General features: G+C 45.0%; 20 protein-coding genes and 1 riboswitch. Of the genes, 6 read left to right on the forward strand and 14 right to left on the reverse strand.

Annotation, left to right across the window (positions count from 1 at the left end):
* Positions 1-9: 9 nt before the first annotated feature.
* The 4 genes from ACR32F_RS17880 to ACR32F_RS17895 form a co-directional block, all read right to left on the reverse strand.
* Positions 10-516 (reverse strand): DUF4178 domain-containing protein, encoded by a 507-nt coding sequence (locus tag ACR32F_RS17880; RefSeq protein ID WP_440109269.1) that lies wholly within the window; start codon positions 514-516, stop codon positions 10-12.
* 23 nt (positions 517-539) lie between these two features.
* Positions 540-941 carry a DUF350 domain-containing protein gene (locus tag ACR32F_RS17885; RefSeq protein ID WP_440109271.1) on the reverse strand — a complete coding sequence of 134 codons (402 nt, stop codon included), beginning with the start codon at positions 939-941 and terminating at the stop codon, positions 540-542.
* A 96-nt stretch (positions 942-1037) separates the two neighbouring features.
* Entirely contained in the window at positions 1038-1709 is a 672-nt protein-coding gene (locus tag ACR32F_RS17890) for a PspA/IM30 family protein (RefSeq protein WP_440109273.1), read from the reverse strand.
* A gap of 120 nt (positions 1710-1829) precedes the next feature.
* A complete protein-coding gene (locus ACR32F_RS17895; RefSeq protein ID WP_440109275.1) occupies positions 1830-2174 on the reverse strand; it encodes a hypothetical protein in 345 nt (114 codons plus the stop codon).
* 154 nt (positions 2175-2328) lie between these two features.
* Between ACR32F_RS17895 and ACR32F_RS17900 the strand changes: the two genes are divergently transcribed.
* Entirely contained in the window at positions 2329-3120 is a 792-nt protein-coding gene (locus ACR32F_RS17900) for a polysaccharide deacetylase family protein (protein ID WP_440109277.1), read from the forward strand.
* 211 nt (positions 3121-3331) lie between these two features.
* On the opposite strand, the gene ACR32F_RS17905 is transcribed toward ACR32F_RS17900, so the two are convergent.
* The 3 genes from ACR32F_RS17905 to ACR32F_RS17915 form a co-directional block, all read right to left on the reverse strand.
* Positions 3332-4009, reverse strand: a complete 678-nt coding sequence (locus ACR32F_RS17905; protein ID WP_440109279.1) for a 3D domain-containing protein — start codon at positions 4007-4009, stop codon at positions 3332-3334.
* Positions 4010-4011: 2 nt separating this feature from the next.
* A riboswitch (cyclic di-AMP (ydaO/yuaA leader) is annotated at positions 4012-4211 on the reverse strand.
* Between the two features lie 268 nt (positions 4212-4479).
* Positions 4480-5202, reverse strand: coding sequence for an amino acid ABC transporter ATP-binding protein (locus tag ACR32F_RS17910; protein ID WP_440109281.1), 723 nt, complete (start codon positions 5200-5202; stop codon positions 4480-4482).
* Positions 5189-6652, reverse strand: coding sequence for an ABC transporter substrate-binding protein/permease (locus ACR32F_RS17915; protein WP_440109283.1), 1464 nt, complete (start codon positions 6650-6652; stop codon positions 5189-5191). The genes ACR32F_RS17910 and ACR32F_RS17915 overlap by 14 nt, the downstream gene beginning before the upstream one ends.
* A 190-nt stretch (positions 6653-6842) precedes the next feature.
* On the opposite strand from ACR32F_RS17915, the gene ACR32F_RS17920 reads away from it, so the two are divergent.
* Positions 6843-8018 carry a M20 family metallopeptidase gene (locus tag ACR32F_RS17920; RefSeq protein ID WP_440119938.1) on the forward strand — a complete coding sequence of 392 codons (1176 nt, stop codon included), beginning with the start codon at positions 6843-6845 and terminating at the stop codon, positions 8016-8018.
* A gap of 309 nt (positions 8019-8327) precedes the next feature.
* Positions 8328-10079: an alpha-glycosidase gene (locus ACR32F_RS17925; protein ID WP_440109285.1), complete on the forward strand. Its 1752-nt coding sequence runs from the start codon at positions 8328-8330 to the stop codon at positions 10077-10079.
* 159 nt (positions 10080-10238) lie between these two features.
* On the opposite strand, the gene glgA is transcribed toward ACR32F_RS17925, so the two are convergent.
* The gene (glgA, locus tag ACR32F_RS17930; RefSeq protein ID WP_440109287.1) at positions 10239-11681 is read right to left on the reverse strand and encodes a glycogen synthase GlgA; all 1443 of its coding nucleotides are present in this window, start codon (positions 11679-11681) and stop codon (positions 10239-10241) included.
* A complete protein-coding gene (glgB, locus tag ACR32F_RS17935; RefSeq protein WP_440109289.1) occupies positions 11678-13684 on the reverse strand; it encodes a 1,4-alpha-glucan branching protein GlgB in 2007 nt (668 codons plus the stop codon). Before glgB ends, glgA begins: the two co-directional genes overlap by 4 nt.
* Before the next feature lie 195 nt (positions 13685-13879).
* Between glgB and ACR32F_RS17940 the strand changes: the two genes are divergently transcribed.
* Positions 13880-15106 carry a glucose-1-phosphate adenylyltransferase gene (locus tag ACR32F_RS17940; RefSeq protein WP_440109291.1) on the forward strand — a complete coding sequence of 409 codons (1227 nt, stop codon included), beginning with the start codon at positions 13880-13882 and terminating at the stop codon, positions 15104-15106.
* Between the two features lie 112 nt (positions 15107-15218).
* Here ACR32F_RS17940 and ACR32F_RS17945 read toward each other — a convergent pair whose 3' ends face one another.
* From ACR32F_RS17945 to ACR32F_RS17965, 5 genes are all read right to left on the reverse strand, one after another.
* The gene (locus tag ACR32F_RS17945) at positions 15219-16718 is read right to left on the reverse strand and encodes a sensor histidine kinase (RefSeq protein WP_440109293.1); all 1500 of its coding nucleotides are present in this window, start codon (positions 16716-16718) and stop codon (positions 15219-15221) included.
* Complete coding sequence (locus ACR32F_RS17950; RefSeq protein ID WP_440109295.1) at positions 16715-17413, reverse strand: response regulator transcription factor; 699 nt, start codon at positions 17411-17413, stop codon at positions 16715-16717. Before ACR32F_RS17950 ends, ACR32F_RS17945 begins: the two co-directional genes overlap by 4 nt.
* Positions 17406-18725, reverse strand: a complete 1320-nt coding sequence (locus tag ACR32F_RS17955; protein ID WP_440109297.1) for a hypothetical protein — start codon at positions 18723-18725, stop codon at positions 17406-17408. The genes ACR32F_RS17950 and ACR32F_RS17955 overlap by 8 nt, the downstream gene beginning before the upstream one ends.
* A gap of 22 nt (positions 18726-18747) precedes the next feature.
* Positions 18748-19473, reverse strand: coding sequence for a phosphonate ABC transporter ATP-binding protein (locus ACR32F_RS17960; protein WP_440109299.1), 726 nt, complete (start codon positions 19471-19473; stop codon positions 18748-18750).
* An 83-nt stretch (positions 19474-19556) separates the two neighbouring features.
* A complete protein-coding gene (locus ACR32F_RS17965; RefSeq protein WP_440109301.1) occupies positions 19557-20756 on the reverse strand; it encodes an MFS transporter in 1200 nt (399 codons plus the stop codon).
* Positions 20757-20958: 202 nt separating this feature from the next.
* On the opposite strand from ACR32F_RS17965, the gene ACR32F_RS17970 reads away from it, so the two are divergent.
* Together ACR32F_RS17970 and ACR32F_RS17975 are read left to right on the forward strand one after the other, a co-directional pair.
* On the forward strand, positions 20959-21879 hold the full coding sequence (locus tag ACR32F_RS17970) for an ArsR/SmtB family transcription factor (RefSeq protein ID WP_440109303.1): 921 nt from the start codon (positions 20959-20961) through the stop codon (positions 21877-21879).
* 47 nt (positions 21880-21926) lie between these two features.
* Positions 21927-22691, forward strand: coding sequence for an HAD family hydrolase (locus ACR32F_RS17975; protein WP_440109305.1), 765 nt, complete (start codon positions 21927-21929; stop codon positions 22689-22691).
* Positions 22692-22726: the final 35 nt, after the last annotated feature.

The raw sequence follows: 22726 nt of genomic DNA on the forward strand, positions 1-22726 counted from the left end.
GAACCTCTCCTAGCTCGAACGAATCACTTTGATATCCGCAGGAAGAATGGACTCACCCTCATACAGTGAAAATCTTCTGTCTTGCCACTCTACGCGCAGAAGCATGTTATCATCTGACTGATATTGCCATACCAATTGCTCCCCGGCCTGACCATAGGGTGTCCTGCCTGCAGTGGTGACCATTCCTCCGTATTCTTCCTCCAGATGGTATGCGCGTCCATCCAGATCCAGCAAAGTAGGCACCTCGTCAGGCGCATCAAGCCTGCCATCAATGGGTGTATAAAGGGCGTAACGAGTGATTTCCCGCTCTTCAATATGCAAATATCGAAATGCGGTACCATCCTGAAGCGTGAGCACAACTGCATTTCGAGCGCGATTTTGTACCCGACCAACGACTTCATAAGTTACCAGAGAAACCTCACAGATATCACCAGGTGCAAGCTGAAGCATAGTTTTCTCTGCCTGCGGCGGTTCGGGTTTCGTTAGTATTCCTTTAATTCGTTTCCATACACTCATACCGATTACTCCTGTTCTTTATCTTATAAACAAGCTGCAATGATTAATGCGCCCACGATGTGAAGTGCACCAGAGAACAAACCGTATCCTGTTTTTCCCTGCTGAATGCCCGTATCCAGATCCAGGTTGGCCCATCTGCGGATGATAAAGTGAACAACACTCTCCAAAATCAGCAAAATGATAAATGAAACGACGGACACCAGTAATGCTTCTCCAAGATGACCCGCTGTCGAGATAGAGGTTGCCAATACATATCCCTGAGCAAACAGCTTCATAACCATACGTGTCGTAACGGCCATATTGCCTGCCTTCACTTCAGCAAAATCCTTATATTTCGTGAACAAAGAATCCACATACATCAAAACAAACAACAAAACCGAACCTGATAATGCCCAGACCAGCATTGCCAAAATGTTCAAATCCATTTACATAGCCCCCACATTTCAACATGAACCGCATTTAAAAGCGAAGGAGAAAGCCGGTCTCTCCTTCGCTGGTTAACCCTGATCAATTACAAGGTTCTAGTTCTTATTATCATACTGCTTCATCAACGCAGCCAATTCATCCTCAACTGCCTGGTCTTTACCCATCTTCTCGAACTCTTCATCCAACGATTTCCCTTTGGATGACATTTCGTTGCTTGCCTCAGCTTGAGCTTCCATCTGCATCATTTTTTCTTCCATGCGCTTCATACCAGCACTAGCTGTATCGGAGCCGAATCCGCTCAGTGCCTTGTTGATTTCAGTTTGTGCTTTTGCTGCGTTATAACGCGCAACCAATGTTTCACGTTTATTTTTCATCTGGTTCAACTGTTTGCGCATTTCGTCCAGCTTACTGCGCAGGTTATCAGCAGATGCCTTGTTCTGGTCATAGCTTGTTTTGTACTCGGTCATCTTCTCTTCAGCGACCTTCTTCTCTTCCAATGCCCGACGAGCAAGCTCCAGGTTCTGTGCACGCGCAGCTGTGTGTGCTTGCTCTTCACGCTTCTTCACGAGAGCTTCCTGTTCTTCGAACAGTTGCTTGAATTTCTTCTCAATGGCAATCTGAGCAGCAACAGCTTTCTCCGCATCTTCTAGATCTTCATGCATATCACGGATATATTGATCGGTCATCTTGATCGGATCTTCTGCCTTGTCAATAATGGAATTAATGTTAGACATGGTTAAGTCACGCAATCGTTTGAAAATGGACATTATGGAATTCCTCCTAGTCGATAGTACATCCTTGTATATAATCATACATACGTAGGAAGTTGCCTCTCGTTTCAATTTTAACAAAAAAAATCATGAAAGACGATTATCCCCCTTATGGAACTATTGAACAGGCCGATCGGTTTTGTTCAAATGCTCATCGAGCAACTTCTCTGCAGTCTGCACAATCTCATCAATCTGCATTCGTGTAATTGTATCAAAATGAATACCCATAATAACGGTCACTGTTACCTGCAAGTGAGCCGCTGCCTTGCGAGCAAGACGTTCACACAGCTCTTGTTCTTTGTGCCCTGGAATTTGAACCGTAGCCCCACTCACTCGATCACGATCGGAGTAAAATGTCGCAACCGCTCCGATATGCGATTTTCCTCCAGTCACCAGAAAAACCTTATCTTCTCCAGCTTCAATTACCTGCAAACGAACGGATTTCAAGTCATATGTATTCATCTAATCCACCTATCCTTTTTTATATATGATATCTATGGTGGAATTATCGCTGGGATTGAAAAAATGAGCAATGAAACATCTCACAGCACGCATATTCGTTGGATTCTTCGGGCATACCATAGAGAACGCAAACTGGGAAAAGGAGGCCGCTATCATGCGTGTACGCCTCATTATGTTATCGGTCATAATTATTCTTCTTGGAGGGAGTTATTCTCCTGCTTTGTTATGGGCTGCTTCAAGCCTGCAAAGTGAACCCGCTTCGAATTCCAATTCTTCACAAGAAGAACAGCTGACACTTGGACAGCTCCGACAAAAATATGCTGATACATTCAAAACCAATGGTCCCTCTACGAAACAGGTCGCACTGACGTTTGATGATGTCCCTGATCCACGGTTCACCCCGCAGGTTCTGGATATTTTGAAGAAATATAAGGTAAGAGCTACTTTTTTCATTGTGGGAAGCCGTGCAGAGAAACACCCGGATCTGGTGAAACGCATGGTGAAGGAAGGACATATCGTAGGCAATCACAGTTATAATCATCCCGAGTTCAGCAAGCTGACCATGAATGCATTTCGTAAACAAATCCTACATACAGGAGATATCATTCGCAATCTAACAGGTTACACGCCCAAGATGATTCGCCCACCCTATGGGGACATTAATGAACAACAGCTGCAATGGGCTGCCAGACAACATTACAGCATTGTGAACTGGAACGTTGATTCACTAGATTGGAAAGGTCTTTCCAAAGACAAGGTGAAAGAAAACATCCTATCCGCCGTGAAACCCGGTTCAATCGTTCTGCAACATGCAGGAGGCGGTGTGGGATCGAATCTGAGCGGTACAATTGAGGCACTTCCTGAAATCATTGAGGAGTTGCGTAACCACGGGTATGATCTGGTAACCTTGGACGAAATGTTGGGGCTGCCAAAGGGCAAGAATTAGAAAGCTTCCTTTACGGGTATCCTCGCATGGATCAGCACTAGAAGCAGGTGTGTACTGACGGATAATAACATCACTCGTTCAGATTCTACTGCGTCCTTCGGCTCTTTCAGCTTCGCTGCCATCGGGTATAAAAAAGGTGTCCGTCAATCACTTTAACCGTGACCGATGGACACCTTTTTTTTCTTGGATGGATGCAAGACCTATCTCTGTGTTATTTCAAAATATACAACTCTACATTCTGGAAGCCAAATGTGCTCACAGACTGTTTACTTCCAGGGATAAAGATATCAATCCGATGGCCTTTGATAGCGCCTCCCACATCACGTGCTGTGGCTACAAATGCCTGTTTCGGCAGTCCGGGATGACTATGACCTGTCACCAGCACTTTAGTACCCAGTGGAATTACAGATGGATCTACTGCGATCGTGCCCAATTCTAGTGCATTACCGAAGTAATCCACCGCACCCCATCCCCCGTTTTCGGATGCATCTGCAGAGTATGCCGTTGCTTTCACATCCACTGCCTTGCTGTAATCGAACGTTTTCCCCCAGGCTTGAACGACCTTGTTATCTGCGTTGACATCCAGACTTGCTGTCGTGACTGTTTTGGCCTGTGATTTAGCCTCAGGAGCCGCAGCAGCTGCAGATACCGTGTTTGCTTTGCCAGGAATCGTAATTTTTACACCACCATAAATGTTGTAAGGCGAAATGTCATTATTAGCTTTTATAAGTGTGTTAAGTGCTACTCCATATGTCTTCGATAAGGTGTAGAAGGTATCCCCTTCTTTGGCCACATGAACTGAATCTGCGTGAGCCGGAACGGCTTGAATGAGCATTACTGCGGTCAGCAATGCTGTTGCTGTTTTGGCTATACGTTTCTTGTTAATCATGGTCTTCCTCCCTCATTATGCCTGCGAAGTTAGTTGTCGGATTCGGATAGAGGAGACCCACCCTATAGGTACTAAATCACATTCCATACGTTATGTACGACCTAATTCACCCCAAGCAGCGTGCTATAGATCTTCCCCTGCACAATCTGCATCGTTACATCCTCCACACTTCCCACTCTGAAAGTTTCGGCAGGAACAATATATCACAATATTGTAACCTATAGTTGTAGTAAATGTTACCAAATACGTGTACAGCGTTTAATCCATGTGGATTAAATAAAGGTTTTTCAAGAAATTGTCTATAAAAAATGATTAATATCGGTAACAAAAACGTTACTTTTTATGTAAATTCATTCTTATGCTACCCATAAAAAAGAGCCTTACCGACTTGAAGTCAGTAAAGGCTCTTTTTTGATACTATCTCAAGCAATGCATATACCAAAATGGCATGAGTAATCGTAACAAATTAATTAAAGCACTTTGGCAAGGAAGTCACGTGTACGTGCATGTTTGGGTTGACCAAACACTTCTGCCGGTGTTCCCTCTTCAACAATAACTCCGCCATCCATGAACAAGATACGGTCACCCACTTCACGAGCAAAACCCATCTCATGCGTTACGATAACCATCGTCATACCGCCTTCAGCAAGCCGTTTCATGACATCGAGCACTTCCCCGACCATCTCAGGGTCCAGCGCCGAGGTAGGTTCATCAAACAGCATTACATGTGGTTGCATGGCAAGTGCCCGTGCAATGGCGATGCGCTGCTTCTGTCCACCAGACAGTTGATTCGGGAATGTATCCTTTTTATCAGATAAGCCAACCGTTTTTAGCAGGTCCGCTGCAATTTGGTCCGCTTCCTGTGACGATTGTTTTTTCACTTTAATAGGAGCAATCGTGATGTTCTGCTGCACCGTTTTGTGCGGGAACAGATTGAAATGTTGGAACACCATCCCCATTTTTTCACGCGTTGCATTAATATTGTGTTTCGGGTCCGTGATCGACACGCCTTCGAAATCAATTTCACCTGAAGTAGGCTGCTCCAGCAGATTCAGACAGCGCAGGAAGGTACTTTTTCCCGATCCAGATGGACCGATGACCACAACAACCTCGCCTTTGCCGATTGTAACGTTAATGCCCTTAAGCACATCGTTGTTTCCATAAGATTTGTGTAATTGTCTAACGTCTATCACTTGCACTCAACTTCCTTTCCAATCGACCGAGCAGCTTGGACAATATGAATGTCAACACAAAGTAGATCGCTGCCGCAATAAGGAATGGATTCATTCCCTGGTACGTAATGTTTTTGACTACACTTGCCTGGTACATGATATCCACCATACCGATAACCGAAATAATGGAGGATTCCTTGATGATGGTCACGAACTCATTACCAATTGCCGGCAATACGGCTTTGAAAGCTTGTGGAAGCACGATATATCGCATTGCCGCGCCTCTCCCCATACCCAGAGAACGAGCCGCCTCCAATTGACCTCGATCCACACCTTGTATACCTGCACGGAAAATCTCCGCCAGATAGGCACCGCTATTAATGGAAAGTGTCATAATACCAGCCTGTAGAGCAGAGAAATTAATACCAAAGGTCAAGGAAACACCATAGTAGATAATCATTAATTGCACCAGCATTGGTGTACCCCGAATGACCTCAACATAGGCTGTTCCAATCCAGCGCAGAATGGCCACGTCATGCAGACGGAACAAACAGATGATCAAACCGATAATAACCCCGAAGAGTACGCCAAGTGCAGATAATAACAATGTGTAGCCTACGCCCGTTGCGTAGAAACTTTTGTATTGCCAGAAGATTTCAAAAATGTTCTGATTTTTGTCCAGCCTGTCCGCATTCAACTGGCTCGCTTCCGTAACCATTTGCTCGATTTTATTCTCGCTTTTCAGTCGTTCAAGCGTTCCGTTGACAGCAATCAGCAGCTCCGTATTACCTTTGCGAATACCGATTGCAGCTTCCACCTGTTCTTCATCAGGAACAGCAGGAGCCAGTCCAATGATATCGTCCAGATAACCAGCAGCGACCGTATCTTCCACAATTGCAGCGTCCACACGCTTCGTTTGCAGTTGCAGCACGATGTCGGAAATTTTATCGAGCGAGGTCAGCTTCGCACCCGGAATCTTCTGTCCGATTGTTTCCTGAATGGAGCCTTTTTGCACACCAATTTTCTGATTCTCCAGCTCAGCCATCGTTGGATATTTGTCTTTATCCGTGTTGCGAATCATGATGACTTGTTTTGATTTATAATAGGTGTCCGAAAAGTCGATGCTTTTCTTACGTTCATCTGTCGGAGTCATTCCTGAGATGACCATGTCCACGCGGCCACTCTGCAATGCAGGCAGCAGCCCGTCAAAGCCCATATCCTCAATGACAAGTTCTGCGCCGAGGTCGGCAGCAATTTCTTTAGCAATGGCAATATCAAATCCAACAATTTCGTCTTTTCCATCAATCACTTTATGGAATTCATATGGTGCAAAATCGGCACTTGTACCGAGCACCAGCTTTTTACTGCTTGAATTGCCTGTGGTTCCGGTTGCCAGCGCAGTAGGTGCGACTACTGTTAGCAAGACCACAAAGGCCAACAGCATCATGGTGTAACGACTAATCAATTTCAACCCTGTTCTCCCCTTATAATACTTTGTGTTTGTGTGCTTTCTCAAGTTGATGCCTGAGTCATTATAAAGTACAATGCATGATTATGCAATGCATTTTGACATTACAATTCCTGACTTGTTTCTGAAATAAATAGGCCAATATGATATAATTATCGAATTATTTTCATTTTTTCATAAGGAGTCCACAATGATGACAATTAACAAAACACAAATTCTAACGGTTATTGATCAATATGCTTCCCGTTTCAAGGAGATTTCATCATACATTGGTGCGAATCCCGAACTTGGGAATGAAGAATTTCTCGCTTCTGCTCGTCTGAAGGAAGAACTTGCCTACCACGGTTTCACCGTAGAAGCACCTGTGCTTGGGCTGGATACTGCATTTATCGGTACGTATTCGGCTCCCAAGCCAGGGCCGACCATTGCGTTGCTGTGTGAATATGATGCATTGCCGGAGATCGGTCACGCCTGTGGTCATCATCTGATCTGCATGATGAGCTTAGGAGCAGCCGTTGGCCTGAAATCCATACTGGATGAAGTGGGCGGAACATTGAAAGTGTTCGGTACACCTGCGGAAGAGACACGGGGAGCCAAAGTGCCTATGGCTGAAGCTGGTTTCTTCGATGATTGTGATATCGCTCTTATGGCTCATCCTTATTACGCTTACGAGAAGTCAGGCAGTTCCCTAGCGATCGATGCAGTGCAATTTGAATTCCATGGAAAATCCTCACATGCTGCTGCAAGTCCGCATGAGGGCATTAATGCACTTGATGCCGTGATTCAGACATTTAACGGAATTAACGCATTCCGCCAGCAAGTAAAAAGTACGGTTCGGATTCACGGTGTCATTAACAGCGGAGGTCAGGCGGCCAACATCATCCCTGACTATGCTTCGGCTCAGTTTTATGTACGAGCTTCAACGAGGAAAGAACTAAATATCCTCACCCAGCGTGTGATTCAGATCGCGGAAGGTTCTGCCCTTCAAACCGGCTGCCGACTGGTTACCTCCAATTATGAGACTTCTTATGATGAAATGGTCACCAATGAATCACTATCTGCTGCTTTCAGTGAAAATCTGCTCGAACTCGGCATTTCTCAGGAGGAGATTGTGAGCGGTAACGACCATGGTTCCATGGATATCGGGAATGTTTCCTTGCGTTGTCCAGCAATCCACCCCTATATTCGTGTCGTGGACGAAGTTCATACGCTTCATTCCATTGAATTCCGTGATCTCGCACTGCAAGACCGGGCCCTGGATGGCATGATTCTGGGAGCCAAAGCACTTGCTGCAACAGCCTACGATATTCTGACCCAGCCGAAACTGCTGCAAAGCATTCGGACAGAGTTTGAGCAAGCCATTCGCTGATTTTCCATTACAAAACATATATCTAGGGGCGCTTCGGGCAGACTTGAATTTCAAGCGGTCCAGAGCACTTCTTTTGTTTATGAAGCATAAGTATATCCAGTCAGAAGCTGGAGATGCTGTGAAAATAAAACCTTGAAAACACTTAAAATAAACCATTTTATGACAGTTTATGTGGTTCATTTGCTGTCTAACTTGGTTACTTATAGCTATAAGTGCGTGTTCAAAAAGTCTGTTTTTCAGTGCCAAGAAGATGGAACGCGGACTTTTTGAACAACTTCTATAACTTATCCTAATTCAGGAGGTGCTGTCATGCTGCTCGAAGCGATGTATCACGTCCCCCGTGACAAATGGGCTTATGCCTATAACCCGTCTACGATTCATCTGCGTGTACGAACGAAGAGAAATGATGTAGAATATGTGACTGCACTGACCGGTGATAAGTATGATTGGAACGGAACATACAAGGAAATTCAACTGGAGAAAGCTGCTTCTGACAGCATGTTTGATTATTGGGAGGCTCCAGTTAAGCCGCGATTCAAACGCCTAACCTATATATTTCGAATAACTGCTGGTTACGAGGATGTTTTTCTGGCGGATAACGGAATTCATCATGAAGTCCCCTATCCTACCGGAGGATATTATGAATTCTCTTACATACATGAAATCGATGTATTTAAGGTGCCGGAGTGGGCAAAAGAGGCCGTCTTTTATCAAATCATGACAGAAAGGTTTGCTAACGGAGATCCCAACCTGAGTCCCGAAGGGACACATGACTGGGGTGGTAAGCCCGAACTTGATAATTACTTCGGCGGCGATCTGCAAGGTGTACTCGATCATCTGGATGATCTGACTGAACTCGGTATTAATGCCCTTTACTTTACCCCGCTATTCCAAGCCAATTCCTATCATAAATACGACACCATTGACTATAAAAAGGTCGACCCCCATTTCGGCGACAACGCCATGCTCAAACAAGTGACAGAAGAATGCCATCGTCTTGGAATTCGTGTCATGCTGGACGCCGTATTCAACCATTGCAGCGAAGACTTCCCCCCTTTTCAGGATGTGCTCAAGAATGGAAAAAACTCCAAATATGCCGACTGGTTTCATATCAATGAATATCCCGTACAGATTAAGGAGGGAATACCCACCTACGATACGTTTGGATTTTATGGAAATATGCCCAAATTTAATACAGCCAATCCTGAGGTCAAAGATTACTTACTCGACGTGGCAGAATACTGGATCAAGGAAATCAAGCTCGATGGGTGGCGACTGGATGTAGCCAATGAAGTGGATAACCACTTCTGGCGCGACTTCCGTAAAGTGGTCAAGACCGCGAATCCGGAGGCCTATATTGTGGGCGAGGTATGGAGCGATTCCCTTACTTGGCTTATGGGGGATCAATTTGATTCCGTCATGAACTATCCTTTTGCCGACAAAGTGCTTGAGTTCTTCTGCGGCTCTATGGATGGGTATAACTTTGCTAACGAGATGGGCTCACTGATCATGCGTTATCCGCAGCAGACGAACGAAGTGATTTTTAATATGTTATGCAGTCATGATACCCCTCGCCTGCTTACTCGGTCTGGAGAAGATAAGCGAAGATTAAAATTGTCTGTTGTGTTTCTTTTCACCTATATCGGTACACCTTGTATATTCTATGGCGACGAGGTGGGTATAAGTGGTGAAGGTGATCCGGATTGCCGAAAATGTATGGAATGGGACCCATCCAAGCAAGATCGGGAACTTTACGATTTCTATAGGTTGATGATTGATTTGCGGAAAAGTAATGAAGCACTGCGCAAAGGTCGCTTCCGTTTCCTGAAGGCTGATCACAATGATCCATGTATTATTTATGAACGTGTGGATGACCAGCTTCACTTTACAGTGTGGATGAATAATACACCGCAAGAACGTACCCTCTCGCACCCCATGGAAACAAAAGACTGGAAAGATGCCTTAACCGAAGATCCCGTAGTTCCAACCGATGGTATGATGAATATCAAGCTGGACCCCTATGGCTACCGTATTTTGTACAGACAGCTTGATCCGATTTGAGCTTGAACTTCAATCCTTTGAAAAAAAGAAAAATGAAGAAGATAAATCCTGAAGTTTGCTTCAGATGATTTTGTATTCTCATCTGCACTTCAGGATTTTCTCATTTGCAAAAAAGAACAAAAAGCCACAGTATCCTCTACTGCGGCTCATTTGTGCGATCTATTTCACAGATTCAAGAGTAATACGGCGATATATATTCAGGTACTCTTGGGCCGATACGTTCCAGCTGTAATCTCCACTCATCGCATTTTTCACGATTTTCTTCCAGTGTTCCGGTTGTCGGTATAACGCCTCCGCACGACGAATCGTGTTCATCATGTCATGGGCATTAAAGCTTTCAAAGGAGAAGCCGTTCCCTTCACCATTGAATTCATTGTATGCCTGCACTGTATCATTCAGCCCCCCTGTTTCTCTCACCAGTGGCACACTACCGTATCGTAGCGCAAGCAACTGGCTAATACCACATGGCTCAAACCGGGACGGCATCAGGAACAAATCACTGCCTGCATAGAAGCGTCGGGATAATCCGTCGTTAAATGTAATCTGGGCGGACATCTTCAGAGGATAACGATTAGCAGCTTCACGGAACCAGTGTTCATAGGCCGGATCACCCGTACCCAACAATGCAAACTGAATGTCATCATAATACAGCAATTCATCCAATACACGGCAAACCAGATCTAGCCCTTTGGAGTCCACAAGCCTGGTTACCATGACCATAAGTGGTGCATCCGGACGTACGGGCAGGCCCAATTCCTTCTGCAGCTCAATCTTGTTCTCTATTTTCTTGGACAGGCTTGTTCTGTATTTCACAGCAATTTTGTTGTCCGCTGCCGGGTTGTAGCTTTTGGTATCGATACCGTTTACGATTCCACTGAAACGATCTCCAAGTGATCCAAGCAAGCCATCCATACCATAGCCATAATACTCGGTTTGTACCTCCTGTGCATAAGTGGGACTCACTGTCGTCACATGATCTGAGTAGACAATCCCTGCTTTCAGGAAATTCACATTGCCGTAATATTCTGCTCCGTCCATCGTGAAATAACGGTCGTCCAGTTCAAGCAAATCACTGAATAGCTCATGTGGAAACACACCTTGATATAACAGGTTATGTATCGTGAACACGGTTCTTATCTCACTGTAAAACGAATCATGGGCATAATGAGCCTCTAAGAGCAAAGGAATCATTCCCGCATGCCAGTCATGACTGTGCAGCACGTCAGGCTTAAACTCAATTTGCGGCAACACTTCGAGAACAGCACGATTGAAAAAGGCAAAACGCTCACCATCGTCCATATACCCGTACACACCGTCTCGTCCAAAGTAGTACTCATTGTCCACAAAGTAGACAGGAATCCCGTCATGGACCAGCATCTCGATTCCACAATAGGCTCTGCGCCAACCCAGTGGCACATCTGTTATGATCACTGGCTCCATTGCGTCTTTATACTCATCAGGTATGCCTTTATATTTGGGCAAAATGACACGAACATCCGCTCCGCTTTTCTTCAGTGCCTGAGGCAATGCACCGATAACGTCAGCAAGACCTCCTGTTTTGATAAATGGATGTACTTCAGCAGCAGCAAATAAAATATTCATGCCTTCGTCCTCCTTTTCGATTTAACCGTGGTGCTATCTTTTGTTTTTATGGTTTTTGGTCTGACGGAAGTGATTTCAGTAGACGACTCATCCGTTTTCCGACGTGGATTCTTTTTTAGAACGACTACGCTTAGCGGTGGTAAAACCACTTCAAGACTATGTGGTTGCCCATGAAAAGGAATCTTTTCGGTGGGGATCTGCATATCATTAATTATGCCTGATCCTCCGTAATCGGAATGATCACTGTTCAGCACTTCGGTATACATACCGGGACGCATGACACCAATCCGGTAACGCTCCTGTTTGACCGGCTGAAAGTTAACTAACACAAGGAGTGTATCCGCAGGTTTTTTTCCTTTGCGAACATATGAAATGACACTTTGGCCCTGATCATCCGGAGTGATCCATTCATAGCCGTCAAAGGAATGATCAAGCTCCCATAAAGCTTTTTCGCCCACGTATACGTCGGACAGTTCGCGCACAAACTTGTGCAGTTTGCGGTGACTGTCATAGTTTAGCAAGAACCAGTCCAGTTGATCTTCATCTTTCCATTCGATAAACTGACCGAATTCTCCCCCCATAAACAGCAGCTTTTTACCTGGGAAGGTCATAAAGTAACCCAAAAAGGCACGCATGCCGGCAAACTTCTGCTCGTATGTTCCTGGCATCTTGTCTAGGAGCGACTTTTTGCCATGAACAACCTCGTCATGAGACAGTGGAAGCACGTAATTTTCAGCAAAGGAGTATGCGACCGGGAATGTCAGTAAATGATGTTTGGAAGGACGCTGGTGAAAATCCGATTTCATATAATCGAGCGTATCATTCATCCAGCCCATGTTCCATTTATAGTTGAAACCAAGACCACCCTGATCCACAGGCGAAGTAACCATCGGCCATGCACTGGACTCTTCTGCCATCATCAATGCATAAGGGAAATACTTGAACACTGTCTCATTCAGCTGCTGCAAAAAGGCAATAGCTTCCTTGTTTTCAAGACCCCCTTCATCATTGGTTCGGTACTGTCCTGGCTGTTTCTCAAAATCCAATTTCAGCATGCTGGTCACAGCATCGACGCGAAGTCCGTCAAAATGGTACATTTCCATCCAATACAGTGCATTGGAGATGAGAAATGAACGAATCTCAGGTTTCGAGTAGTCAAAGCTAAGTGTGCCCCAGCCAGGTCTCTCAGCTAACAACGGATCTTCATATTCATACAAAGGCGATCCATCAAACATACGTAAGCCGTGTGCATCCTTGGCAAAATGGGCGGGTACCCAATCCAGCAATACGCCAATTCCGGCCTGATGCAACGTATCGACTAGGTACATCAGATCTTTCGGCTGTCCGTAACGACTCGTTGGCGCATAAAACCCTGTGTTCTGGTATCCCCACGAGAGGTCATACGGATGCTCACTCAGGGGCATCATTTCAACATGGGTATACTTCATTTCCAATAAGTAAGGAACGAGCAAGTCAGCAATCTCACGATAGCTGTAAAGAGACCCATCTTCTTTGCGCTTCCAGGTGCCTATATGCATTTCGTAAATATGTAGAGGTTTGTTATACATGGTTCGCTGTTTGCGTCTCCAGGCCCCATCATTCCATTGGTATCCTTCGATTGAACTGGTGACAGAAGCCGTCTGAGGGCGAACCTCTGCCTGGAACGCGTAAGGGTCTGCTTTGAGGATTTCTGTACCCTCTTCCGTTAATATACGGAATTTGTATAAAGTTCCTTCACTGATTTCCGGAAAAAAACGAGTCCAAAATCCAGAATCGGGTATCTTATATAAAGGTTCCTGTTCACCTTTCCAATCATTACGGTCCAGAGCCAAACCTACTTCTTTGGCATTCGGAGCCCACACGGTAAAACGATATCCCTGACGATGATCCTCTATCGCAGGCTGAGCGCCCAATATTCGATAACTGTGATGAAGGTTTCCTTCATGAAACAAATAAATATGCTCCGGCGATATGACCGGGTTTGGCAACGGTTGAATGGCCACGAGACCACCTTCTTCCTCTAGAGAATTGACTTTACATTACCATTACCCCATTCTAGCCAAGTTGAAAAGAAAAATGACGTGTTTAAAAAAATGTTGTATTTTTTCAGAATATTTACAGTATACATCGTTTCAATAGCTCCAAATTGCGTTTATGTATGTACTACACTGGACAATTATCTTGGGAGGGAAACGATTATGTTTAAAAAAGATTGCATCGCAATGCTGTTGGCGGGAGGAGAAGGGAAACGATTAGCTCCCTTAACTTCAAGTATCGCAAAACCCGCTGTACCGTTTGGCGGGCACTACCGGATCATCGATTTTCCTCTCAGCAACTGCGTTAACTCAGGCATCGACACTGTAGGTGTACTGACGCAGTACCAAGCTGATTCATTGCATGATCATATTGGTGGAGGAGAACCATGGGGACATTCAAATTCAAGTGAGGCAGGAATCTCCTTGCTTCCATCTTATCATACAGGAAATGACGAATACTTGGGAACGGCGGATGCTATTTATAAAAATATGGACTATATTGACCAACAAAACCCCGAAAATGTGCTGATTTTGTCGGGTGACCATATTTATCATATGAATTATCGTGAAATGCTGGATGCTCATACGGCTAATGAAGCTGTAGCGACGATTTCAGTGATGGAAGTACCATGGGATGAAGCTCATCGCTTCGGGATTATGGCTGCTGATGCCAATTTGCGTGTAACGGAGTTTGCCGAGAAACCTGCTGAACCCAAAAGTAATCTGGCCTCCATGGGTATTTACATGTTCAAATGGGACTATCTGAAGCGTCACTTGATTGAAGATGCTGCTAATCCGGAATCCAGTCATGACTTCGGTAAAGATGTGATCCCTCAAATGTTGAAAGAAAACAATGATCTCTTCGTCTATAACTTTAACGGCTATTGGAAAGATGTAGGTACCGTAAAAAGTCTATGGGATGCACATATGGATTTATTGCACAATGAGGAAGATTGGAGCCTACACAAAGAAGAGTGGCCCATGTTTACCCGTGAATGGCGCTCCAAGCCAAGTGCTCATAAGGCACGCCATGCTCATACCGGCCATGTAGCTTCCATGATTCATGATTCATGCGCCATTGAAGGGCGCGCTGAACGTTCCGTTATCTTCTGCGGTGCGGAAGTTGGTAAAGGCTCTGAAGTGAAGGATAGCGTTGTGATGCCAAACGCACGCGTAGGTCGCGGTGTTCACATCGAACGCGCTATTATTGGTGAAGGTGCTATTATTAAAGATGGCGCCATCGTCAAAGGTACAGCGGATGAAATTATCGTTGTTGGACCCCATGAGATTGTTTCTGCCAAACCGGCAGTTCGCACACAACCTGTACGCATGCTGAAAGAAGTGTATGAGAAAAGTGGACGCCTGCGTGCTGGTGAGCTTTCCTCATAAGATAAAGAAAAGGCGAGCCGTTAATGGCTCGCCTTTTTTGATATGTTCTTTTTGGATCGCATACATTGAAGCTTATTGGAGGAGTATTAGTATGGATCAATCTTTCACAAAACTAAGATTTATCCTGATCAGACTCCGTCTTAGTGATATTAGGTTCCAGAGCTACTCCATCCTCATCCTTCTGCGTTGTAAGCTCCTCCACGATCTCTTCCTCCGGTAAAGCCGGTAACGCAACCGTAACCGTAGTCCCTGATCCAAGTTCACTCTGTATGGTAATAGTACCTTCATGCAGTTCTACCAGTTCCTGCGTAATCGCAAGCCCCAGACCTGTTCCCCCGTTCTGGTGATTGACCTGGAAGAAACGATCACGTACCTTAATCAGATGCTCTTCACTGATTCCAATGCCCGTATCCTGAACAGCAGCTATAATCTGCCCATCCTCCTCTTTTACAGTCAGGAAGATCCAGGAATTTTCATGTGAGAATTTAATTGCATTGTCCACGAGGTTCAGGAAGACTTGTTTCAGTCTGTTACCATCCCCATGAACGTTGAACGCACGAGTTTCATCGGTTTCCAGCTTGAGGTGTATCTGCTTTTGTTCCGCTTTGGCCCAGACATTCAGCATCGTTTCCTGCACAATCTCACGAATGCTGACTGATCCTTTGACCAGTTTCATTTGATTCTGCTGTAATTTGGAGAAATCCAGCATCTCTTCAACAAGACCAATCAGACGCTCAGTCTCTTTGGAAATAATGCTCATTCCAATTCTTGTCTCGTCAGGATCATAGCCCCCAGAGTCCAGCGTTTCGCTCCAGCCTTTGATACTCGTTAGCGGAGTCCGCAGTTCATGGGATATGGAAGAGATAAAATCATCCTTGATCTGATTACTTCTGACGATTTCATGCGCCATGAAGTTCAGTGTGGAAGCCAGCTCGCCAAGTTCATGCTTGTAGTTCCCTTTGACCCTGACATCCAGTCGTCCTCTAGCCATTTGAGCAGATACCGCAGTGATGTTGTTGATGGGACGTACAATGGAATTCGCCATACCAATACTGATGATCAAGACAATTGCAAGCACGGCAACACCGACCGCAATCGCTAGCATTCCCATATTCACCAGCTTGGAGTTAACATCTTCCAGTGACGTTAAGTATCGAATAACATAAGTATTTTCGCCGCCCAGGTCGAATTTATGTGAAACGGCCATGACCTGCTCGCCTGTGGCAGGCTGTCTGCCTACCCACCGCCCCATACCGCCGCTCAATGCCTGTTGAATATCGCTGGTCTGTAGAACGGCACGGTCAGATTCAAAAGCAGTTGAACTAGCTAACACTTTGCCGTTCAGATCCAGAATCTCTAGCTCGGTATTGAATAATTCCAAATTAACGAGTAGTCTGGACAGATTATTCCCGTCTTCCGAATTACTCTCACGTGCCAGAGGCTCGAAAAAATCCTTTGAATTGGAGATATGAGTACTGATCGTATTATAGATGCTCTCATAATAATATCTTTGCACCGCCAGCATAAATACGAATTCAACCAACAGCAGAGCAAGAAACACTACAAAGAAGTAATGTAGTACGATCTGCCGTGTAATGCCTTTTTTAATCATTGCTCCCTGCCCTTCCATTTGTACCCGTGACCCCATACAGTCTGCAGGTATTCAGGTTCGGAAGGATTGTTCTCAATTTTCTGACGCAAGCGGCGAATGTTCACGTCCACGATCTTTGGATCACCCATGTACTCTTTACCCCACACGTGATCCAGCAGCACATCTCTGCTAAGCGGTGTATTTTCTTTTTCCAGGAAAAATTGAATCAGGGAAAACTCGGTTGGTGTTAACTCAATTATTTCATTTTGTTTCTTGAATTGCTTGGAGATCAGATCCAGCGAAAATGGTCCTGACTGGAATGTAACCTTGGCGGCTGTTTCCCGGTGAACGTTCACCCGACGCAGCAAAGACTGAATACGTGCAATGAGTTCCGTTGGGCTAAATGGCTTACTTACATGGTCGTCCGCTCCAACAGACAATGCATATACCTTGTCCTGTTCCTGTACTTTCGCGGTAAGAAAAATAATACCTAAACGTTCATTGGTTTCACGAATACGGCGACATACTTCAAATCCATCAATGCCAGGAACCATAACATCCAGCAAAGCCAGATCTATATCTGGAACAGTTTGCAGAATGCGAAGTGCTTCATGTCCGTCCCCTGCTTCAAGCACTTCGAACCCATTTCTTTTCAAATTAATAACAATAAAACTGCGTATGGATTCCTCATCCTCAAGAATAAGCACTTTACTCATTAAGTTCTTCCTTTCTGTTCAGTTGCGACATATTGTCCAACAATCCCTCATCCGCATCCAGTTTTGCACCACGTGAAGCAATGACCCGATCATTTGTCCGGGTTATTTCTTTCCAGTTTTTACTTTTTTCCTGTTCCCACTGGGAAAGTGTGAAATATTTAATTTCACCTACGGTTTCATCAGTATCCATCATTTTGAAGCGAATGTATTTTTCTTTTTCCGATTTGGTATCAATGGTAATCTTTCCATACCACTCGGGCTTCAGATTCAAGTGAAATAGATCAGCATCATCTCGATATTGGAATGAAACAAAATCTTTTCCATCCTTGCCATCCCATTGATAAAAAGTATAAAACCACATCCGGGAATCAAATACGTAATGCTCCCAGCCTTTGGGCGTTTCCTTCAATCCAAACTCAATAATACCATCATTATTGACATCAACGCTTAAAATTTTGTCATCTCTGTAGGTTTGATCAGGTGATTTAAAAGCATTGACTAACTTATTATCTTTCACGTACACAATCTGTGAAAATGTACTCCGGTCATCCAGCTCCGCATCCAGCACGATCCCTATTTTATTTTTGGCAATCTGCCCTCCGACAGCATTATAAATCTCTTTTACGGTGTAGTCCGTTTGCATCCTGTCCACTTCCTTGAAGCTGCCTTCGTCATATTGATATAAGGCAATAGATACAAATCCGCTGTTGTTCAGGGATACGATAGCAAAATCATTTTTTCGATCCCCGTTTAGATCCAGTGTGTTCCCTTGAACATCATCTATAATATATTGGTTATACGGCACACCGCCTAGCACTTGTTCAAGTGCCCCACCCTTATAAGAATAAGCGGTTAACGCTTTCTGTTCTTGTAAACTTACACCGAGAATGATATCTGGATTGCCGTCATTTGTAATGTCCAAAACTTTGAACGATTGCAGTTCATTTCCCGGAACATCAAATGTCAGCTTTTTCACCCAAGAATCCCCCTGCTCCTCCAGTAACATGCCATGAATCCGCACATTTTCATTAGGGGTTTCATAAAAAACGATGGCTTCTCGCGTACCATCTCCGTTCAAGTCCTCGACACGAATCATGCTGGTGTTGTTCATGTCTTTGGGGCGGATCAATTTGCTTTCGGGTGGTTGTTCCTTCTGTACAATCGTGTACAATTTCTCTTTATCCAACGACATTATCGGTTTTCGCATCAAGCCCTTGGGGTCGCTTATAACCGTACATCCACTAAGAACAGACCCAAGCAAGACACTGACTGCTCCACCTGCTATGTAGCGTCCCCATCGTGAATTAAGCAATTTCATCACTCTTTTCGATAGTTTAAATCATATTTTTTTCTTGCTGTGTCAGTCTCCGTCCACGTATATCAAAAGCAATCTTGCCTTCCGCAAGCCCCCAGATGCGGGTCGCATGTTTCTCCGCCAGTTCAATGGGCAATACCGCTATAATGGTAGCACGTTCCTCCTCGCATAATTTGCGCAACGTTTCCAGTACCGTATCTGCCGTATGCGGATCAAGCCCGACAACAGGTTCATCTGCCAAAACAACTTTGGCACCATGGGCAAGAGCTCTAGCAATTGCCACACGCTGCTTCTCTCCACCACTCAGCTTCTCTGCAGTTTGGTGCGCTTTATCAAGCAATCCCAATCCTTCGAGGTAATCCATGGCACCCATATAATCATCGGAACGAACCATACCTGTTACCATTCTCCACAAAGGGGTCTGACCAACCCGACCGATCAATACGTTTTTCAACGCTGTACGTCTCGGATACAATTGCGGATTCTGTTCCAAGTATGCCCATTCCCGTTTAATTTTCCGTTTTCCGGACCAGCCTTCTTTTAGAATCTCGGCCCCATCCACCGTAAATCGGCCACTATCCCACTTCTCCATCATGGCCAGACATTTGAGCAGCATGCTTTTTCCACTCCCGCTGGAACCAACTACAGCGATCATTTCACCCTGTTGCATATCAAATCGAATATCCCGCAGAACCGGAATCCGGTCCGCTCCAACGGATTTGCTCAAGTTCTCCACTCTGATCATCGCGATGTCTCCTCTTGTCCATGTATTTCCCTACCACTAGTGTACTCGGAAATGGACATCAATTTCCATGCGAACACCAGCTTCTATTTTACCACAGTTTCGAGCACAGGTTGACGACGAAATAATACACCTGCTGCACCAAAGAGAAGATACATGAATCCAAGCAAGGTAAACATGCTTCCGGGGGAGCTCCAGTTGATCACTTGACCGCCCAAATTCGGTCCGATAATGCTTCCAATCGTAAAATGAAATGAGGCCACTACGTTTGCTGCCGGCAGCAGCACTTTAGGCAAGATATCTGCCGCATAGGCAAGGCCCAACGAGAAAAATGATCCTACCAGACCTCCTGCTATCGTCAACAGCGCGAGTGTCCACCAGAAATGCGTTCCCGCCAAAGGAACCAACATGAAGACAATCCCTCCCGTTATACCGGCAAACATTAACGTCTTTTTACGACCATAACGGTCACTTAACATACCCAGAGGTAATTGCAGAAACAGACCTCCAATTCCAACGAAGGGCAGCAAAGAGGAAATCTGATTCGCATCGAAACCAATACGCAGTCCGTATACCGGGAAGTTGCTGTTCATTCCGGCTTCCATGTACCCGTACAATAACGCAGGTAGCAGTGCATACCAGGCCCAAGTGAAACTTTGACGGAACCGGCGTTCAGGCAGTTGACCCTGTTCTGCTTTTTCAGGCTTGGTATCGGGAAGCTTCATTAATACAAGGATTAGTACGGCCGCCATACAAACAAACAGCACCCAGAATGGTACAGCATCACCATACCCTAACAGCTTGATTCCCAAAGGCCCAATACTAAATCCCAAACCATAGGACATGCCATATAGCGATATATATCGTCCGCGTTTCTCCGGTGCGGTGACTAGAAGAACCCAAAGCTGGGCCGCATAATGGAGCGCACTATCACCGATTCCGACAACGATACGCAGAATAAACCATAGTTTGATATCTGGAAAATAAGGAAACAGGATCAAGGGGAACATCACAAATAACAGTCCGCCAACAATCAGCTTCTTAAACCCAATCGCTCCCAATAGTCGTTCAGCGACCAAGGTCATGGCAAAAGAGCCAACATACAACGCAGCTGCATTTAAACCATTTAATCCTGGTGAAACTCCCTTTTGCTCCAAAAATATAGACAACACTGGCAGCAATAGCCCCTGACTGATACCCGCTACAACAATAACGGTAATCAGAATGAGATAGTTTGATGTAGAATGTGAACATTTTGGAGCGGTTACAGATGACACGAAATTCATTCCTCCTGCAAGCATACAAAGAAAAATCGCCATCACTGACGACCTTCCGCATGTGATAAATATTCTTTTCATCGTGCATGGTTATACCCGTGCCTTTGTCCTGGACTTGAACATTATAGTGGACAACGCCCTGCAAAACAAGCCATAATAGTACTTAAGTCGCTGCGTACATTTAGATGTGACGGGAGGATTCTGCATCGTTATGGCTTATCATGTTAAAATTGATGTTTCACCGATATATGAAATGCTGAATAGCTTTCTTGTCTATGTAACCAAGAAGTGGATTCAACACCTGGATGTCGGTCCGGAATGGATTATTGAAGTGGAAGGCAAACTAAGCTCCAATGTACGAGCTGCGCTCGCACCTGCCGCCACCTGGCCTTTTGATGACTTTGACGTATTGTTTGCATGGGCTGCCTACCGGAATGGGTCTGTAGAGAATCGCGAATTTCTGGATATGCTTGCAGAGCAGACAGCCGATGAGCTGTTCGCACGGGTATCGCCTTTGCTTCCGAATCTTACAATAGAAGAATCTACACGTATTCGGGACAGTTATGTTCCTCTGCTTAGACTCTGGGATCAGCATTACTGCCAACATATGAGTGAAGATTATCGAATCTGGTTGGAAGAGGACGCTGAAGAGAAACGCATATTGCTTGAGAAAATGGGATCTGAGCTACTCATTGAGTATGCTACCGCTGGCGTGCTGGTTGAACCTATGCCTGGACTGGATGAGGTCATCCTCTTTCCAACGGTTCACAACCGCCCCATTAATATGTACTGCTTCTATGAGGGCATGATGATTATGCAGTATCCCGTGGATACACCTGAAGAAGATGAAGACCAGCCGCCAACCTGTCTGCTTCGTTTCACACATGCTCTGGCTGACCCGGAAAGACTTCGTCTTCTGCGTTATGTATCTGGTGAGCCTAAGTCTCTTGCCGAGATGTGTGAAGAACTGGGTAAGGACGAGGATATGGTTAAAGATCAGGTCATGGCTCTGCGTATCGCTGGTCTGTTACGGACCCATCTGCTCGGCAGTAACCGCAAAGAGAAATACAGTATCCGGCCGGATGGCGTGTCTGAATTGAACATGTTTCTTGAATCCTATATTCGCATATAAAAATGTGACTAACTGTATACTTGCCGGCTGCAAGGAGTGATTTCAATATGAAAATTATAAAACAACATATTTTGTTTGATCTTGATGATACACTCGTTTATTGTAATAAATATTTCAACCTGGTTCTGGGTGAATTCTTCGAGAGTATGCAAGAATGGTTTGATGGACATGCCCTGACGATTCAACAGATTCGCGAGAAACAGCTTGAGATCGATGTCACCGGAGTGAACAAATTGGGATTTGCAAGTCATCACTTCCCACAATCCCTAATTGATACCTACCGCTACTTCTCTCAAAAATTCGCAAAATCCACCTCTGCTCAGGAAGAGTCCTATCTAAGCAAGTTGGGAATGAGCGTGTATGACAAAGAAGTTGAGCCATATCCTCACATGGTTGAAACACTAGAGAATCTTAAATCGGCTGGACATTCCCTCTACCTGTATACGGGTGGTGAAACCGTAATCCAGCAACGGAAGATTGATCAGATGAAGCTTTCCGCTTATTTCGATGACCGGATCTACATCCGTCAACACAAGAACGTTGAGGCGCTTGAAGGTATATTGTCTAATGGCCCGTTTGAGCGTCGTGCAACATGGATGATTGGAAATTCGTTACGAACAGATATCATGCCAGCAGTGACGGCTGGAATCCATAGCATATATATCAAACAGCCGAATGAGTGGCAGTACAATATTGTAGAGCTTCAGCCTAATCCCGAAACATCGATGTACACCATCACTGCACTGGAAGAGGTACCGAAGGTCATACACGAAAATATACAACAACATCAACAAAAAAGGACCCTAGGTTAAAGGGTCCTTTTCTTATTGTTACACTTATTTTACGG

Source organism: Paenibacillus hebaui (assembly GCF_051934385.1).
Classification (GTDB): domain Bacteria; phylum Bacillota; class Bacilli; order Paenibacillales; family Paenibacillaceae; genus Paenibacillus.

Coding starts and splice junctions, on each gene's coding strand:
- ACR32F_RS17880 (WP_440109269.1), bottom strand. CDS start 516: ATGAGTGTATGGAAACGAATTAAAGGAATACTAACGAAACCCGAACCG.
- ACR32F_RS17885 (WP_440109271.1), bottom strand. CDS start 941: ATGGATTTGAACATTTTGGCAATGCTGGTCTGGGCATTATCAGGTTCG.
- ACR32F_RS17890 (WP_440109273.1), bottom strand. CDS start 1,709: ATGTCCATTTTCAAACGATTGCGTGACTTAACCATGTCTAACATTAAT.
- ACR32F_RS17895 (WP_440109275.1), bottom strand. CDS start 2,174: ATGAATACATATGACTTGAAATCCGTTCGTTTGCAGGTAATTGAAGCT.
- ACR32F_RS17900 (WP_440109277.1), top strand. CDS start 2,329: ATGCGTGTACGCCTCATTATGTTATCGGTCATAATTATTCTTCTTGGA.
- ACR32F_RS17905 (WP_440109279.1), bottom strand. CDS start 4,009: ATGATTAACAAGAAACGTATAGCCAAAACAGCAACAGCATTGCTGACC.
- ACR32F_RS17920 (WP_440119938.1), top strand. CDS start 6,843: ATGACAATTAACAAAACACAAATTCTAACGGTTATTGATCAATATGCT.
- ACR32F_RS17925 (WP_440109285.1), top strand. CDS start 8,328: ATGCTGCTCGAAGCGATGTATCACGTCCCCCGTGACAAATGGGCTTAT.
- glgA (WP_440109287.1), bottom strand. CDS start 11,681: ATGAATATTTTATTTGCTGCTGCTGAAGTACATCCATTTATCAAAACA.
- ACR32F_RS17940 (WP_440109291.1), top strand. CDS start 13,880: ATGTTTAAAAAAGATTGCATCGCAATGCTGTTGGCGGGAGGAGAAGGG.
- ACR32F_RS17945 (WP_440109293.1), bottom strand. CDS start 16,718: ATGATTAAAAAAGGCATTACACGGCAGATCGTACTACATTACTTCTTT.
- ACR32F_RS17950 (WP_440109295.1), bottom strand. CDS start 17,413: ATGAGTAAAGTGCTTATTCTTGAGGATGAGGAATCCATACGCAGTTTT.
- ACR32F_RS17960 (WP_440109299.1), bottom strand. CDS start 19,473: ATGATCAGAGTGGAGAACTTGAGCAAATCCGTTGGAGCGGACCGGATT.
- ACR32F_RS17965 (WP_440109301.1), bottom strand. CDS start 20,756: ATGAATTTCGTGTCATCTGTAACCGCTCCAAAATGTTCACATTCTACA.
- ACR32F_RS17970 (WP_440109303.1), top strand. CDS start 20,959: ATGGCTTATCATGTTAAAATTGATGTTTCACCGATATATGAAATGCTG.
- ACR32F_RS17975 (WP_440109305.1), top strand. CDS start 21,927: ATGAAAATTATAAAACAACATATTTTGTTTGATCTTGATGATACACTC.